We start from the raw sequence: 15,320 nt of genomic DNA, 5'->3' as shown, positions 1-15,320 counted from the left end.
TAATGATGCAAAGTGTTGATATCGCCATTGTTGGCGGTGGCATGGTTGGTTTAGCACTCGCTGCAGCACTGAAAGACAGTGACTTAAGAATTGCTGTTATTGAAGGCAAGGCACCTAGCGAAGGGCTTAGTGAATTACCTGATGTTCGAGTTTCGGCTCTGAGTCGTTCGAGCGAATTGATTCTTCGTAATTTAGGCGCATGGCAAGGCATTGAACAAAGGCGCGCTGCACCTTACCAAGCGATGGAAGTATGGGAACAAGACAGCTTTGCTCGCATTGAGTTTGATTCAACGCGCTTGGCTCAGCCTAATCTTGGCCACATTGTTGAAAACCGTGTGATCCAATTAGCTTTGCTTGAGCAGGTTAAGAAGCAAGACAACGTTAGCCTATACATGCCTGCAATCTGCAAAACGATGGCGATTGGTGAAAGCGAAGCATGGTTAACATTAGATAATGGACAAGCACTGACAGCCAAGTTGGTCGTTGGAGCGGACGGCGCAAATTCTTGGGTTCGTAAGCAGCAAGACATCCCTCTGACACATTGGGATTACGGCCACAGTGCGATTGTCGCGAATATCAAGACCACAGAGCCGCATCACAGCGTTGCTCGTCAGATATTCACACCACAAGGGCCTTTGGCATTCCTACCAATGCAGCCAAGCCATATGAGTTCGATTGTTTGGTCAACGGATCCTAATCGTGCAGAGAAGCTTGTATCAATGTCAGATGCTGATTTTAACAAGCAACTGACTGCTGAATTTGACTCAAAACTTGGCTTATGCGAAGTGGTTGGTGATCGTTTTGCCTTCCCTCTGCGCATGCGTTATGCACGTGACTTTGCTGTAGAGCGTGTTGCTTTGGTGGGTGATGCTGCTCATACGATTCACCCGTTAGCAGGGCAAGGCGTGAACCTTGGCCTATTAGACGCAGCAAGCTTAGCGCAAGAGCTATTAACGTTATGGGGTGCTGGTGAGGATATTGGTACCAAGCGCAATCTTCGTGGTTATGAGCGCTGGAGAAAAGCAGAGGCGGCGAAAATGATTGCTTCAATGCAGGGCTTTAAAGATCTGTTTGAAGGCGATAATCCAGCCAAGAAGTTGATTCGTGGCATCGGTATGAAGCTAGCGGGTCAACTGCCTGGCGCGAAAGATGAAATCATGAAGCGGGCACTTGGCTTATCAGGTAATCTTCCTGATTTAGCCAAACGTCCCGTATCGCAACGATAGTCGCGCACGACGAGTCATTGTTGATAGCAAATAGAAGATTTTAGTCATTGCATCACAAACACGAAAAAAGGGTTGGCATAATGCCAACCCTTTTTGTTTTTAATTCTTTAGGTAATCAGATCATGCGTATGCGCAGCGCAGTTTCATAATTTCACTATTTATCTCTTTCACAGTTTGAAAGTGACGTTTTTCTGCTCGATCTGGCAGCACTAGTTTACCGTTATCAAACTCAAATTTTCCTACGCCGTAAATGTAGATTCGTCCTTTGAAAAGTCGACTTACATGTTTAGCAATCATACCCGGTGTATAGCGCTTAAACAGTCTCATTCTAAATTATCCTTATATTTACCTAGCCTGCATATTATAGAAAAACTCCGAGATAATAAGTGTGACAAGTATGGAGTTATATGCAGTAGAGTTAACGTGAATTAGATATTTGTGCTGCTCTAAGCACTTTCTTCAGTAAATATCTATTTTTACGTGAGCTCCTCCCCAAAATAATACTGAGTAGTGAACTGCTGTGAACTTTCCTGTCCGGTATTAAGCAGTGGTAATGTTACAAGTATAAGAATAGGCGGGATTTTTTTGTTTGTGTAATCAAATTGTAAATTTTAAGTATAAAAAAAGCCCGTCTAAAACGGGCGAATAGTCACAGATGCATTACACAAAAGTGGATACTGATGTTACTCAGTGGATTCACTTGTACTGATTTGCCTTAAGGCGAGTCAGTAAACCCACAATAACGCAAATTCACCTCTGTGACTACTTATGCTTTTATTTTGATTAAATATTTACTACTACAGTGCTCTTCTTATGACAAACTTCACACTAAAAATGTACTCAATGCAAAGTTGTAGTTAAGTTTGAGAGCGAAGGCGCGATCGAAAAGATCATCGACTGATGTCTGCAACGATTGGTGCACAAAGTGCCATTAGATCATTGGGATTCAGCGCAACTCCAGCCATTCGGTCACCGGAGCTAATAGTAACGGTCGAGTTTTTTTGAATGGAAGGATCAAAAATGATCGGCATGTGTCTCTTCAGAGCAATCGGCCCGACACATCCAGCTTTAAAGCCGGTGATGGCTTCAACATCTTTCAGTGATACGCAGGTCATTCGACGGCAATTCAGTACCGAGCGTACTTTCTTCGGGTCGATAGGGCGATCACCAGCAATACAAGCTAACGCATACTGGTTTCCCATATCCTTGAGCAGGATGCACTTGACCATTTGAGAGGCATCGATGCTTCGTTCTTGCGCTGTCTCTTCAATGCTGGTGGTTGGTTTGCTTTGCATCAGCAGGCGATAGTCCACCTGCTGTTGATCTAACCATTGTGTTATCAGTGTTTCCACGTGGTCACTCTTCGTCAAGGCTGTAAGGCAGTGGCAGAATGTTCCACACTTGGTCAGGTTGTGCTGTCAATCGAAGCTGAACATCGTCATCAAGGTTGTTTGGTAGCACCATCAAACCAATCGCGTAGTTATCAGCAAATTGATACACGTTTAATAGTCGACCTGCACCACGCCAGTTTTCACCCACACTGCGTTCTAGTTCAATCGTATTCTCAAGAGACAGTACATCTGAAGTCGTTCCTGAAACAATACGCATTTCACGCTTGTTCATGCCACGATACTTAGCACGAGCAACCGTTTCTTGACCTGTGTAGCAGCCTTTTGAAAAGCTGATACCGCCAATCGCTTGCAGGTTAAGTGCTTGAGGAATGTGTTCGTTTTGCTCTGCTTTCGATAGGTTAGGCTGAGCATCAAGAATTTCATGATACTGCCATAGCGCTTCTGATACTTTCTCCGCAGCGCTGTTTGATACCAAGGCTTCAGCGGCTTCTTCTGTAACAAGTAGAGCCCAGCGGTTATCTGATACTAGAACAGCCGTACCACCAGAGATAGCACGTACATTACCTTGGCTTTCTGAAATGGAATCAATGTATTGATTAGCAGACGCACCCATCACACCGATAACAACGTCAGACGTTTGCTCGATATCGACCTTAGAGAACACCGCGTACTTTTTGATTTCAACGAGCTCTACTTCAATCGCAGATTTAGGCTGCATGAGTGCGTAGCCACCGTTGTGGTGGAACAAACGAAAGATACTCCATACCTTCCCTTTCGCATCACAATGTGCACCTAATGTAGATTCATCATTAGGAAGAGTGACGACATCGCATGTAACTTGACCTTGTAGGTATGATTTTTTGTCATCGCCTATCATGGTAATTGCGCTCCAATCCGACACGTGTGTCATCATCAGTTCTGGAAGCGATTCATTTTGCGTATGAGCGAGCGGCTGAAATGTGTTTTTCCAATCCATTTTATCTTTCCTAAGAATTTTATTTGGCTCTATGTTAATCCGGTTCTGTTTCTTTGTCAGCCTAGGTTTTTTTGTGAGCTTAGATAGGGACTGTGACTCACATAGTAGTTGCAGAGCGTATGACTTGTTACACTCCGAGAAAGAAAAATTATAGGTGAGGATAGCCAATGTACACTGCAGAGCAGAAAGCACGAATTAAATGGGGTTGCCGTCGTGGCATGTTAGAACTTGATGTTGTCATCATGCCATTTTTTGAAGAGTGTTTTGATTCATTGCAAGAGCAGGAACAGCGTGAGTTTGTTTCTCTACTTGAGTGTGATGACCCAGATTTGTTTACTTGGGTGATGGGACACGGACGCAGTGAAAACCTAGGCCATGCATCAATGGTTGATAAAATTGTCGCACACAACCTCAGCAAGGTTCGTTAAGCTTCAGCTTAACCCTTCGTATTTCGCATTATTTGCAAAAGGCACTATTTTTGGGTGCCTTTTGTTTTTCATTGTCCTATCTTCTATTCCGCTCGTTGTCGCTCTCTATTGTTTATCTCTAATTTTCAGCTTGTTTAGATCCGATCATGTGATCCTTAATACCGCACATGGATACTTTGATTACAAAGAAGATGGTGAGATTCGCCTGAATGATCAATCCTACAAATTAAAGTCAGTCGATAAGACCTGGGCACAGTTTTTCGTTAAGTTAAAATTCGAATGTGGGCACTCGGTACTGCTTTGGCGTGATAGCTGTTGCGAACGTGAATATCGCCATTTTCTGACGAACTTACAACGACCGCATGAGGTTAATGAGAACACTCGATAAAAAGAAAAAGGAGCACTAGGCTCCTTTTCGTTTGATTGCGTTTAGTTAAATAATTGATTCACTAGTCGCTTTTAAATAATGATTATGACTGGTTTTTCTCTGGCGTCAGAATCGTTGGGCCACTGTCTTTTGCAAGCTCAGGGTAATCCAATGTGTAGTGTAAACCGCGACTCTCTTTACGCTGCATCGCACAACGCACCATCAGTTCAGCAACTTGTAATAAGTTACGCAGCTCTAGCAGGTTATTTGAAACCTTAAAGTAGCTGTAGTACTCATGAGTTTCTTGTTGCAACATTTGGATACGACGTAAAGCTCGCTCTAGTCGTTTATCGGTTCGAACAATGCCCATGTAATCCCACATGAACAGGCGTAGTTCGTGCCAGTTATGTTGAATGATAACTTCTTCATCACTGTTGGTGACTTGGCTTTCATCCCATGCTGGCAGTTCAGCACAAAGCTGAGACTGATCGATGTTTTCAACGATGTCTTTGGCTGCAGCCCAGGCGTAAACCACACATTCAAGCAGTGAGTTAGAAGCCATACGGTTCGCACCGTGTAGGCCGGTATAGCTCACTTCACCAATAGCATATAGATTGGTTAGGTCAGTTTGACCTTGCTTATTGACCATGACACCACCACAAGTGTAGTGCGCTGCAGGCACTATCGGGATAGGCTCTTTGGTCATGTCGATACCAAGGTCCATCAAGCGAGTGTGGATCATTGGGAAGTGCGTTGTGATGAAATCTTCAGGCTTGTGGCTGATATCGACATACATGCAGTCAGCACCTAGGCGCTTCATTTCGAAGTCAATCGCACGAGCGACTACATCGCGAGGCGCCAGTTCACCGCGCTCATCGAAGTCCTTCATGAAACGAGAACCATCTGGGCGACGCAAGTAAGCGCCTTCACCACGCAGTGCTTCCGTTAGCAAGAAGTTACGTGCTTCTGGGTGGAACAAGCAAGTTGGGTGGAATTGGTTGAATTCAAGGTTTGCTACTCGACAACCCGCGCGCCAAGCGATAGCAATACCATCACCTGAAGAAACATCTGGGTTAGACGTGTATTGATAAACCTTTGAAGCGCCGCCAGTTGCTAGTACAACAAATTTAGCGCGCACGGTTTCCACGTGTTCTTGGTTACGGTTCCAGATGTAGGCACCGATAACCTTGTCTTTTGAACCACCAACTTTATCTTCAGTGATCAAATCAAGTGCATTGTGGCGCTCGAAGATCTCGATGTTTGGGTGATTATTGACGTTATCTTGTAGTGAGGTTTGCATCGCCATGCCAGTGGCATCGGCCGCATGCAGAATTCTTCGGTGGCTGTGACCACCTTCACGAGTGAGGTGGTATTTCGGTTGACCTTCGGTACTGTTCTCATCTTTATCAAATGGAACGCCGCCATCAATCAGCCACTGAACACACTCTTTTGCATTTTCAGCAATGAATTGAACGGTATCTTCTTCACATAACCCAGCCCCAGCAATTTGAGTATCTTCTACGTGAGACTCAATACTGTCCGACTCATCGAACACCGCGGCGATACCACCCTGTGCGTAATACGTCGATCCTTCGCTGCGTGGTCCTTTGCTCAATACAATTACTTTTGCATGTTCAGCTACACGTAAGGCTAATGACAAGCCTGCCGCACCACTTCCTACCACTAATACATCACACTGATGTTCACGGTTTGCGTTCATAACACTTATTCAATCCCGGGCTATAGTCGAGTTGTCCACTCTCAATTGACTTTGTCTTGTTCTAGGAGATGCGCTAAGACTGTTATAATCTTCCTTGAGCCATCCTAAAACGCTATGCAAAATCAAGATATAGACAGCTATCTAGAAATATTTAATTGCTCAATACCATTGCTTTTGCTCAAGTTTCCCCAAATTTATAGGGATAGCTGTTTTTATTACATCACATTGTGAAACAATAATGGCAAATAATTTTAAGAAAGTTGGAACTTTCGGTATTTGGCTCAGTCACAATAGTGCTCTTGTAGACGGTGGTGTCAATACTACATTTCGCATAATTAGTACCCATATCTGTGAAGGTAAGGGTTATAACAATAGGAGTACCCGCTCGAATGAACGAGCAGCTAACCGATCAAGTGTTGATTGAGCGAGTTCAGAGTGGAGATAAGCAGGCATTTAACTTACTAGTGGTTAAGTATCAAAACAAAGTTTGTAATCTTATCTCTCGATACGTGAATAATTCCGGTGATGTACCTGATGTAGCACAAGAAGCTTTTATTAAAGCTTACCGCGCGATACCTAACTTTCGTGGCGAGAGTGCCTTCTATACATGGCTGTACCGAATTGCCGTGAACACCGCTAAAAATCATATTGTTGCCCAAAGCCGTAGGCCGCCAGCAACAGATGTAGATGCAGAAGATGCAGAATATTACGAAACAGGCAGCGCTTTAAAAGAAATATCGAACCCTGAGAACTTAACGCTGTCAAAAGAATTGAAACAAGTCGTTTTTGGAGCGATTGAAGCGTTACCAGAAGACTTAAAAACTGCAATGACGTTACGTGAGCTTGAAGGTTTGAGCTACGAAGAGATTGCAGAAGTAATGGATTGCCCTGTAGGAACCGTACGTTCGCGTATTTTCCGAGCTCGTGAAGCGGTGGAAAAGAAAATTAAGCCTCTTTTGCAACGCTAGAACTTGTAATAATTATGGTGAAAATAATGGCTGATAAAGAAAAGCTTTCGGCACTCATGGATGGTGAAACGATCGATAAAGCTCTCATAGTAGACTTAGAATCTGATCAAGAAAGCATGGATACCTGGCAGAGTTACCATTTAATTGGTGATGTTATGCGTGGGGATGCGCCAGAAACTCCAGAGTGGAACATTGCTAACAGTGTTGCGGCAGCGCTTGATAATGAGCCTGCTCATGGTTCAATGTCGAATCTGCACCAAGTGAATTTAGAACCGGCTGTTACTCCAATTGAAGAGCAGCCCAAACCTCAGCAAGCGAAGCGTCAGCTTCCTGCGTGGTTACAACAGTTTGGACAAGTTGCCGTGGCAGCGTGTGTTTCTCTGGCCGTTGTTCTAGGTGTTCAGCAATATGGTGGTAGCGATCCAGCAGCACCAGAACAGTTGCCTGTGCTACAAACGATTCCATTTGCGGGCTCTGCTGAACCAGTAAGCTTGACTCGTGACTCTGTTGAAAAGCCTGCATCTGAAGCTAACTTGCAAGAGCAGCGTAAACGCGTTCATGCAATGCTAGAAGATTATGAGCTACAACTAAGATTAAACAGTGATGCATCGCCAATGCAAGATGCACATCTAGAATCGGACATTGAATGAAGAAAATCCTGGTCAGTGCACTGACACTGTTCAGCTTGATGTCTCCAACAGCCTTTGCAGAGGAAACTACTGCAAAGGCATTGTTACATCAAATGAACGAGGCCAGTCAGCATCTAAATTACGAACTCTCCTACATATTGATAAAGAAGAGCAGTATCGAACCTCTGGTTTATCGACATGCAGTTAAAGACGACCAACAACTTGCACACCTTGTTTATCTGAGTGGCCCTGTTCGTGAAGTCATTCGACGTGGCAATGAAGTTAGCTATATCGAACCGGGAACAGAGCCTTTTACTATTCAGTCTGGCAGTATGGTTGCACCTGTTATTCCAATGATTAATCGAGATATCGAATCTCTTAATCAGTTCTACGACTTTGTAAAAGTTGGACGTTCTCGTGAGGCGGGCAGCACCACTCAAGTCCTACGTGTCGTGCCGAAAGACGGCCTTCGTTACTCTTACGTGGTTTGGGTTGATGAAAAAACGAGCCTTCCATTGCGTGCAGACCTTCTTGACCGTGATGGCGAAGTGCTTGAACAGTACCGCACCATCTCTTTCGTGGTGAGTGACAAGATTGCCGAGGCTATGGGAGGCTTGAATCAAGCTCAGTTACCTAAGGTTCTATCACTGCCAGAAGGTCTTGTGAGCGAAACTAACTGGCAAGCTGCCTGGATTCCGGAAGGGTTTAAGTCAAAAGAGCTTAGTCGTTATCAAATGGCAGCGACCGATAAAATGGTCGAAAGTCAGCTGTTTAGTGATGGGTTGTTTAGCTTTTCTGTGTATATCGCCGATAAAGATGAGCATTCATTGAAAGGGCAATTGGTACGCCAAGGGCGCAGAACCTTACACAGCTTAGTGATTGGCGATAAAGAAATCTCTGTCGTTGGTGATATTCCGCCAGAAACCGCCAAACGTGTAGCTCAATCTGTGACGTTCAACAAACAGGTGTCAACGCAATGATGACCGCGTTAGCGACCGTTAGCTCGGTCGAACGAACAGGTAAGCAATATTTTGTTCAGCTGAGCTGTGAACAACAAACTAGTTGTAGCAGTTGCTCTTCTCAAAAAAGCTGCGGCACGGGTATTGTGACTAAGGCTGTTGGCAATAAATCTTTGTTTTGGCAGCTTAAAACCAAAAGTTTAGTCAAAGCAGGACAAATTGTAGAAATTGGCTTTCCAGAAAAAAGCCTACTTCAGTCGGCTGCGATCGTTTATCTCATCCCACTTTTCATGTTGATGATTGGTGCTGGTTTTGGACAACTCTTGTTACAACCCTTGCTCCAAGGGGGCGAGGGGATAGTCATACTCAGTGCAGCGCTGTTTACTGCTGGTGGGATTGCCTTAGCGAAGCGGTTGGCCAAACCTATGGAAGACAAATCCAAGCAAGAAGTCGTATTGATTCGAATTCTAGGTGAGTCTCTCGTCTAATTTATGATGCTTCTTGCCCTTAAATTGGGTAGAATCTGCCAACTTGATTGAAATGCCGCCACCAATGCTGAATCTAGATTGGACGTGTCGCGGCTTTCTTATTATCCCTATTCAAAGAGTTTAGTCACACCAAGCCTATGAAGCACATTCGTAATTTTTCGATTATCGCCCACATCGACCACGGTAAGTCGACCCTTTCTGACCGCTTAATCCAAGTTTGTGGAGGATTAAGTGAACGTGAGATGGCAGCTCAAGTCCTCGATTCTATGGATATAGAACGCGAGCGTGGTATTACAATTAAAGCGCAGAGTGTGACTTTAGATTATAAAGCTAAAGATGGTGAAACTTACCAACTTAACTTTATCGACACTCCTGGACACGTAGACTTTTCTTACGAAGTATCTCGTTCTCTAGCAGCTTGTGAAGGCGCACTTCTTGTAGTGGATGCTGGCCAAGGTGTTGAAGCTCAGACTCTAGCTAACTGTTACACCGCGATTGAAATGGAACTGGAAGTAGTGCCAATCTTGAATAAGATTGACTTACCTGCAGCTGAACCAGAACGTGTTGCAGAAGAAATCGAAGAGATCGTTGGTATCGATGCGATGGAAGCGACTCGCTGTTCTGCGAAAACAGGTTTGGGTGTCGACGACGTTTTAGAGAACATCGTGACGGCAATCCCGCCACCGGAAGGTGATCCTGAAGCGCCGTTACAAGCACTGATCATTGACTCTTGGTTCGATAACTACCTTGGTGTTGTTTCTTTGGTTCGTATTAAAAACGGTAAACTGAAGAAGAACGACAAGATTAAAGTTATGTCGACAGACCAAGTTTGGGGTGTTGATCGTCTAGGTATCTTTACTCCTAAGCAAATCGACACCACTGAGCTAAATACTGGCGAAGTAGGTTGGGTTGTTTGTGGTATTAAAGACATCCTAGGTGCACCGGTTGGTGATACGTTGACGCTTGCTAAAGGCGGCAGCACTGAACGTCTACCTGGTTTCCAAAAAGTGAAACCTCAGGTATATGCAGGCCTATTCCCTGTATCATCTGATGACTACGAGAACTTCCGTGACGCGCTAGGCAAATTAAGCCTGAACGATGCATCGTTGTTCTACGAACCAGAAAGTTCAGCAGCACTTGGTTTTGGTTTCCGTTGTGGCTTCTTAGGAATGCTTCACATGGAGATCATTCAAGAGCGTTTAGAGCGTGAATACGACCTAGACCTAATTACGACTGCACCAACAGTAGTATATGAAGTTGTAAAAACAGATAAAACGGTTCTGTACGTTGATAGCCCGGCTAAACTGCCAGCAGTTAATGACCTAGAAGAAATTCGCGAACCAATTGCACGCTGTAATATTCTGGTACCTTCTGATTACCTAGGTAACGTAATTACACTGTGTGTTGAGAAGCGTGGCGTACAAGTCGACATGGTTTACCACGGTAACCAAGTTGCTGTGACGTATGATCTTCCTATGGCAGAAGTCGTTCTAGACTTCTTCGACCGTCTGAAGTCAACGTCTCGCGGTTACGCATCATTGGATTACAACTTCCAACGCTACGAGCCATCAAACATGGTACGTGTCGACGTATTGCTGAATGGCGAAACCGTTGATGCATTAGCGATCATTACGCATAAAGATATTGCCCAGTCTCGTGGTCGTCTACTGGTAGAGAAGATGAAAGAATTCATCCCTCGTCAGATGTTCGATATCGCGATTCAAGCAGCGATTGGTAACCACATCATTGCTCGTTCTACAGTGAAACAACTGCGTAAGAACGTAATCGCAAAATGTTATGGTGGTGATATCAGTCGTAAGAAGAAACTTCTTAAGAAACAAAAAGAAGGTAAGAAGCGTATGAAGCAGATCGGTAACGTTGAACTGCCTCAAGAAGCTTTCCTTGCAATCCTTCATGTTGGAAAAGACTAACTTTATCCAGCATTAAACGAATAATTGAAAGTGAAAGAGTAGCTCGCTACTCTTTCACTTTCGTTATTTTTAAAGAAATGAAATTTAAGGGATATCAATGGCTAACACATTTTCGCTTATCTTAGTGATCGTAACTCTAGTAACCGGCATTGTATGGACGTTGGAAAAGTTTGTGTGGGCGAAGAAGCGCCAGCAAAAGCTTGCTGACGTTGAAGCACAATCGAATGGCCTAGACGCTGAAATCAGCGCAAAAGTTACGGCTCAGCCTTGGTGGGTTGAGAACAGTGTGTCCATTTTCCCGGTAATTGCATTTGTTTTGATCTTGCGTTCATTCATCTATGAACCGTTTCAAATCCCTTCTGGCTCGATGATGCCAACCCTTTTGGTTGGTGATTTCATCTTGGTAGAGAAGTACGCGTACGGTCTGAAAGACCCAGTATGGCGAACTCAATTGGTAGAAACAGGCAAACCAGAACGCGGTGACTCAATCGTATTTAAGTATCCACCTCAGCCGAACATTGACTACATTAAGCGTGTTGTCGGTATGCCAGGTGATACGATTCGCTACAGCAGTCGTAAAGAGATCTGTATTCAGGCGAAGGGTACAAGTAGCTGTGAACCAGTGAAACTAAGTAACGTTGAAGAAAGTCAATTTATTCAAGATGGTGTGCCTCTGATTCAGCTGAACGAACAGCTTGGAGACGTAGAGCACCAGATTTTAGTTAACCCATTACGTCGTGATCGTGTGCAAGCATATCAGCCTCGCAATGGTGTTAATGAATGGGTCGTTCCAGAAGGCCAATACTTTGTGATGGGTGATAACCGTGACAACAGTGCCGATAGCCGTTACTGGGGCTTTGTCCCTGAAGCAAACCTTGTTGGTAAGGCTGTTGCTATTTGGATCAGCTTCGAATTCGAACGCGGTTCAGACAGTATACTTCCAACATGGATTCCTACTGGTGTGCGTTTTAATCGCATCGGTGGGATTCATTAATCGATCACATAACACATCGAGAGAGCATGAATTCTCCAATTGATAAACTAGAGAGAAAGATTGGCTATCAGTTTAATGATGCCGATCTTATCCACTTGGCGCTGACTCACCGCAGCGCCGCAGGTAAACATAACGAACGTCTTGAGTTTCTGGGCGATTCAATTTTAAGTTTTGTTATCGCTGATGATCTTTACCACCGTTTTCCTAAGGTAAACGAAGGTGATATGAGCCGCATGCGCGCAACATTAGTACGTGGTCATACATTGGCAGAACTAGGTCGTGAATTCGAACTAGGAGATTACTTAAAATTAGGTCCAGGTGAGTTGAAGAGTGGCGGTTTCCGTCGCGATTCTATTCTAGCGGATGCTGTCGAAGCGATCATCGGTGCTGTCTATTTAGATAGTGACACCGAAGTGGTTCGCGGCATTATTTTAAGCTGGTACCAATCTCGCCTAGATGCTATTCAGCCTGGAGTATCTCAAAAAGATCCGAAAACTCGTCTACAAGAGTTTTTGCAAGGTCGAAGAAATCCTCTACCTGTCTACACAGTGACTAATATTAAAGGTGAAGCACACAACCAAGAGTTTACGGTTGAGTGTGAAGTGGCAGGTGTGGATAAACCTGTTATCGGTAAAGGCACTAGCCGCCGCAAGGCAGAACAAGCGGCTGCTGAAACAGCATTAGAGCAACTAAGCAATGTCTGATAACAACCAAGATTTCGATATCGATGCATTCTTTTCATCTGATAGCAAAAAAACGGGCCTACCGGAAAACCAACACTGTGGCTTCATCGCTATTGTCGGTCGCCCAAACGTAGGTAAGTCGACGCTTCTGAACCATATTCTGGGACAGAAAATTTCTATTACATCACGTAAACCTCAGACGACACGTCACCGTATTATGGGCGTAGAAACTGAAGGTGATTACCAAGCGATTTTTGTTGATACTCCTGGACTTCATATTGAAGAAAAGCGTGCAATCAACCGCTTGATGAACCGTGCGGCGAATAGCTCACTGAGTGATGTGAACCTAGTATTCTTCCTTGTTGACGGTACACATTGGACTGAAGATGATGAAATGGTATTGAATAAGCTGAGAAAAACAGATTTCCCAGTGGTACTTTGTATTAACAAAGTAGATAACGTTCAAGACCGTACAGATGTAATGCAACACATGATGGAAGTCTCTAAGAAGATGGAATTCGTTGATGTTGTACCTATTTCGGCGAAGCAAGGTAAAAACATTGATGTACTGCGTAAGCACGTACGTGAGCATTTACCGAAAGCGACACATCACTTCCCTGAAGAGTATGTGACTGATCGCTCGCAACGTTTTATGGCATCTGAAATCATCCGTGAAAAGCTAATGCGCTTTACAGGTGATGAGCTACCTTATTCGGTGACGGTTGAAATCGAACGTTTTGATTACAACCCTGATAACGATGGTTTCCATATCAATGCTTTGATTCTTGTTGAACGTACTGGTCAGAAGAAGATGGTAATTGGTAAAGCGGGCGAGAAGATCAAAACGATTGGTCGTGAAGCGCGTATCGATATGGAAGAACTATTCGGTCGTAAGGTTTACCTAGAGACTTGGGTTAAAGTTAAGTCTGGTTGGGCTGACGATGAGCGTGCACTTCGCTCGTTAGGCTACATCGACGATCTATAATATAGGCTGAGTATCACTTTCTTCGATAAGAAAGTTGAACTAAATATAAATCCAAGAGAGAGTGCGAACTCTCTCTTTTTGTATCTGTAATAAGGGTAAGTGATTGAGCGAAGGGTTACAGCGATGCTTTGTGTTGCACCGTCGACCATACAGTGAGTCGAGCCTGATTCTGGATGTCTTCAGTGAAGAGTTCGGTCGGGTGACGTTGATGTCTAAAGGCGCTCGAAGTAAGCGTTCCAATTTGAAAGGTGCATTGCAACCTTTTACGCCGCTACTGCTTAAGTGGTCAGGCAATGGTTCAATGAAAACGTTACGCCAAGCTGAGCCTATTAGCTTAGGGCTTCCCCTCGCCGGTATCAATCTGTATTCAGCTATGTATGTGAACGAGTTAATCGGCCGAGTATTGATGGCTGAAGTCGCCATGCCTGCTCTTTTTCACGACTATCTTCATGCTTTAACAGAACTGGCTCATAATGAGAACCCTGAGCCAGCGCTGCGTCGTTTTGAGTTGGCTCTATTATCCGCTATGGGATACGGCGTCGACTTTTTACATTGCGCGGGCACCGGTGAAACGATTGATCCTAGTATGACTTATCGCTATCGAGAACAGAAAGGCTTCATCGCTTCGATACGCAGAGATAACCTGACATTCATGGGCGATGAACTTATCGCAATCAGCGAACGTAGGTTTATCACTAAAGAGCAGTTAAAAGCGGCAAAACGCTTTACACGCATAGCCTTAAAGCCGTATCTTGGCGGCAAACCATTAAAAAGTAGAGAGCTATTTATGCCAACAATAGCTCTCTCTAGAGCACGGAGTATTGGAAAATGAGCTCAATCCTTTTAGGCGTTAATATCGACCATATTGCAACACTGCGTAATGCACGTGGTACTAAATACCCAGATCCAGTACACGCAGCTGAAATTGCTGAACGTGCGGGGGCAGATGGCATTACCATTCACTTGCGCGAAGATCGCCGTCATATTGTTGATCGCGATGTACGTATTCTGGCTGAAACTATTCAAACTCGTATGAATTTAGAGATGGCAGTGACGGACGAGATGGTTCAAATTGCACTCGATACTAACCCTGAGTTTGTTTGTCTGGTTCCAGAAAAGCGTGAAGAACTGACGACTGAAGGTGGCTTGGATGTGGTTGGTCAGCTTGAAAAGATCAAAGCGGCGACAGAGAAACTGTCGGCTGCTGGTATCAAAGTATCTCTGTTTATCGATGCTGACCGTGAGCAAATCGATGCGGCAAAAGCGTGTGGCGCACCGTTCATTGAACTGCACACTGGCCACTATGCTGACGCGAAAACAGAAGAAGACCAACAAGACGAACTGAAAAAAATTGCAGCAGGCGCAAGCTACGCTGATGATCTTGGTATTACAGTTAATGCAGGTCATGGTCTGACTTACCACAACGTAGCACCGATTGCGGCACTTCCAGAGATCTATGAGCTGAACATTGGCCACTCGATCATGGGACGCGCAGTCTTTGATGGTTTAAACAAAGCCGTTGCAGACATGAAAGCCGTAATGGAGACAGCACGCAACAACGCTTAGTTCTTTAACGAGTAAGTAGTTTAGTAGTAAGCGTTAAGCGGTTAATCA

At 44.4% G+C, this 15,320-nt stretch carries 17 protein-coding genes; 13 read left to right on the top strand and 4 right to left on the bottom strand.

The genetic code is table 11. The features are described from left to right. The first annotated feature begins 2 nt into the window (after positions 1-2). Positions 3-1,226, top strand: coding sequence for an FAD-dependent 2-octaprenylphenol hydroxylase (locus IQO02_RS07370; RefSeq protein WP_016788330.1), 1,224 nt, complete (start codon positions 3-5; stop codon positions 1,224-1,226). Positions 1,227-1,346: 120 nt separating this feature from the next. Here IQO02_RS07370 and IQO02_RS07365 read toward each other — a convergent pair whose 3' ends face one another. The 3 genes from IQO02_RS07365 to ygfZ form a co-directional block, all read right to left on the bottom strand. After that, entirely contained in the window at positions 1,347-1,553 is a 207-nt protein-coding gene (locus IQO02_RS07365) for a DUF1107 domain-containing protein (protein WP_010435728.1), read from the bottom strand. A gap of 563 nt (positions 1,554-2,116) precedes the next feature. Beyond that, positions 2,117-2,578 carry an aminoacyl-tRNA deacylase gene (locus IQO02_RS07360; protein WP_016793496.1) on the bottom strand — a complete coding sequence of 154 codons (462 nt, stop codon included), beginning with the start codon at positions 2,576-2,578 and terminating at the stop codon, positions 2,117-2,119. Positions 2,579-2,582: 4 nt separating this feature from the next. Further along, positions 2,583-3,554, bottom strand: a complete 972-nt coding sequence (gene ygfZ, locus IQO02_RS07355) for a tRNA-modifying protein YgfZ (RefSeq protein WP_010435735.1) — start codon at positions 3,552-3,554, stop codon at positions 2,583-2,585. A 167-nt stretch (positions 3,555-3,721) separates the two neighbouring features. Here ygfZ and IQO02_RS07350 point away from each other — a divergent pair, with 167 nt between their 5' ends. Together IQO02_RS07350 and IQO02_RS22440 are read left to right on the top strand one after the other, a co-directional pair. Beyond that, positions 3,722-3,982, top strand: a complete 261-nt coding sequence (locus IQO02_RS07350) for a succinate dehydrogenase assembly factor 2 (RefSeq protein ID WP_004735374.1) — start codon at positions 3,722-3,724, stop codon at positions 3,980-3,982. Beyond that, entirely contained in the window at positions 3,930-4,370 is a 441-nt protein-coding gene (locus IQO02_RS22440) for a protein YgfX (protein ID WP_315897535.1), read from the top strand. The genes IQO02_RS07350 and IQO02_RS22440 overlap by 53 nt, the downstream gene beginning before the upstream one ends. Before the next feature lie 82 nt (positions 4,371-4,452). On the opposite strand, the gene nadB is transcribed toward IQO02_RS22440, so the two are convergent. Continuing rightward, on the bottom strand, positions 4,453-6,069 hold the full coding sequence (gene nadB, locus IQO02_RS07345) for an L-aspartate oxidase (protein WP_010435737.1): 1,617 nt from the start codon (positions 6,067-6,069) through the stop codon (positions 4,453-4,455). A gap of 389 nt (positions 6,070-6,458) precedes the next feature. Here nadB and rpoE point away from each other — a divergent pair, with 389 nt between their 5' ends. From rpoE to pdxJ, 10 genes are all read left to right on the top strand, one after another. Next, positions 6,459-7,037 (top strand): RNA polymerase sigma factor RpoE, encoded by a 579-nt coding sequence (gene rpoE / locus IQO02_RS07340; RefSeq protein ID WP_008223963.1) that lies wholly within the window; start codon positions 6,459-6,461, stop codon positions 7,035-7,037. 26 nt (positions 7,038-7,063) lie between these two features. After that, positions 7,064-7,687 (top strand): sigma-E factor negative regulatory protein, encoded by a 624-nt coding sequence (locus IQO02_RS07335; RefSeq protein WP_010435744.1) that lies wholly within the window; start codon positions 7,064-7,066, stop codon positions 7,685-7,687. Continuing rightward, positions 7,684-8,646: a sigma-E factor regulatory protein RseB gene (rseB, locus tag IQO02_RS07330; protein ID WP_016793495.1), complete on the top strand. Its 963-nt coding sequence runs from the start codon at positions 7,684-7,686 to the stop codon at positions 8,644-8,646. The genes IQO02_RS07335 and rseB overlap by 4 nt, the downstream gene beginning before the upstream one ends. Beyond that, on the top strand, positions 8,643-9,113 hold the full coding sequence (locus tag IQO02_RS07325; RefSeq protein WP_010435750.1) for a SoxR reducing system RseC family protein: 471 nt from the start codon (positions 8,643-8,645) through the stop codon (positions 9,111-9,113). Before rseB ends, IQO02_RS07325 begins: the two co-directional genes overlap by 4 nt. A gap of 137 nt (positions 9,114-9,250) precedes the next feature. Continuing rightward, positions 9,251-11,044, top strand: a complete 1,794-nt coding sequence (gene lepA, locus IQO02_RS07320) for a translation elongation factor 4 (protein ID WP_010435753.1) — start codon at positions 9,251-9,253, stop codon at positions 11,042-11,044. 97 nt (positions 11,045-11,141) lie between these two features. After that, complete coding sequence (gene lepB, locus IQO02_RS07315; RefSeq protein ID WP_016790040.1) at positions 11,142-12,038, top strand: signal peptidase I; 897 nt, start codon at positions 11,142-11,144, stop codon at positions 12,036-12,038. Between the two features lie 26 nt (positions 12,039-12,064). Then, positions 12,065-12,742 carry a ribonuclease III gene (gene rnc / locus IQO02_RS07310; protein ID WP_010435759.1) on the top strand — a complete coding sequence of 226 codons (678 nt, stop codon included), beginning with the start codon at positions 12,065-12,067 and terminating at the stop codon, positions 12,740-12,742. Beyond that, on the top strand, positions 12,735-13,706 hold the full coding sequence (gene era, locus IQO02_RS07305; protein WP_010435762.1) for a GTPase Era: 972 nt from the start codon (positions 12,735-12,737) through the stop codon (positions 13,704-13,706). The genes rnc and era overlap by 8 nt, the downstream gene beginning before the upstream one ends. A 103-nt stretch (positions 13,707-13,809) precedes the next feature. Beyond that, positions 13,810-14,538 (top strand): DNA repair protein RecO, encoded by a 729-nt coding sequence (gene recO / locus IQO02_RS07300; protein WP_010435765.1) that lies wholly within the window; start codon positions 13,810-13,812, stop codon positions 14,536-14,538. Beyond that, positions 14,535-15,272 carry a pyridoxine 5'-phosphate synthase gene (gene pdxJ / locus IQO02_RS07295; RefSeq protein WP_009847651.1) on the top strand — a complete coding sequence of 246 codons (738 nt, stop codon included), beginning with the start codon at positions 14,535-14,537 and terminating at the stop codon, positions 15,270-15,272. The genes recO and pdxJ overlap by 4 nt, the downstream gene beginning before the upstream one ends. Positions 15,273-15,320 lie beyond the last annotated feature (48 nt).

This window comes from Vibrio sp. OPT24 (genome assembly GCF_015163545.1).
GTDB lineage: Bacteria > Pseudomonadota > Gammaproteobacteria > Enterobacterales > Vibrionaceae > Vibrio > Vibrio cyclitrophicus.
The sequence above is the reverse complement of the archived record's forward strand: the minus strand, read 5'-3'. Positions and strand labels throughout refer to the sequence as shown.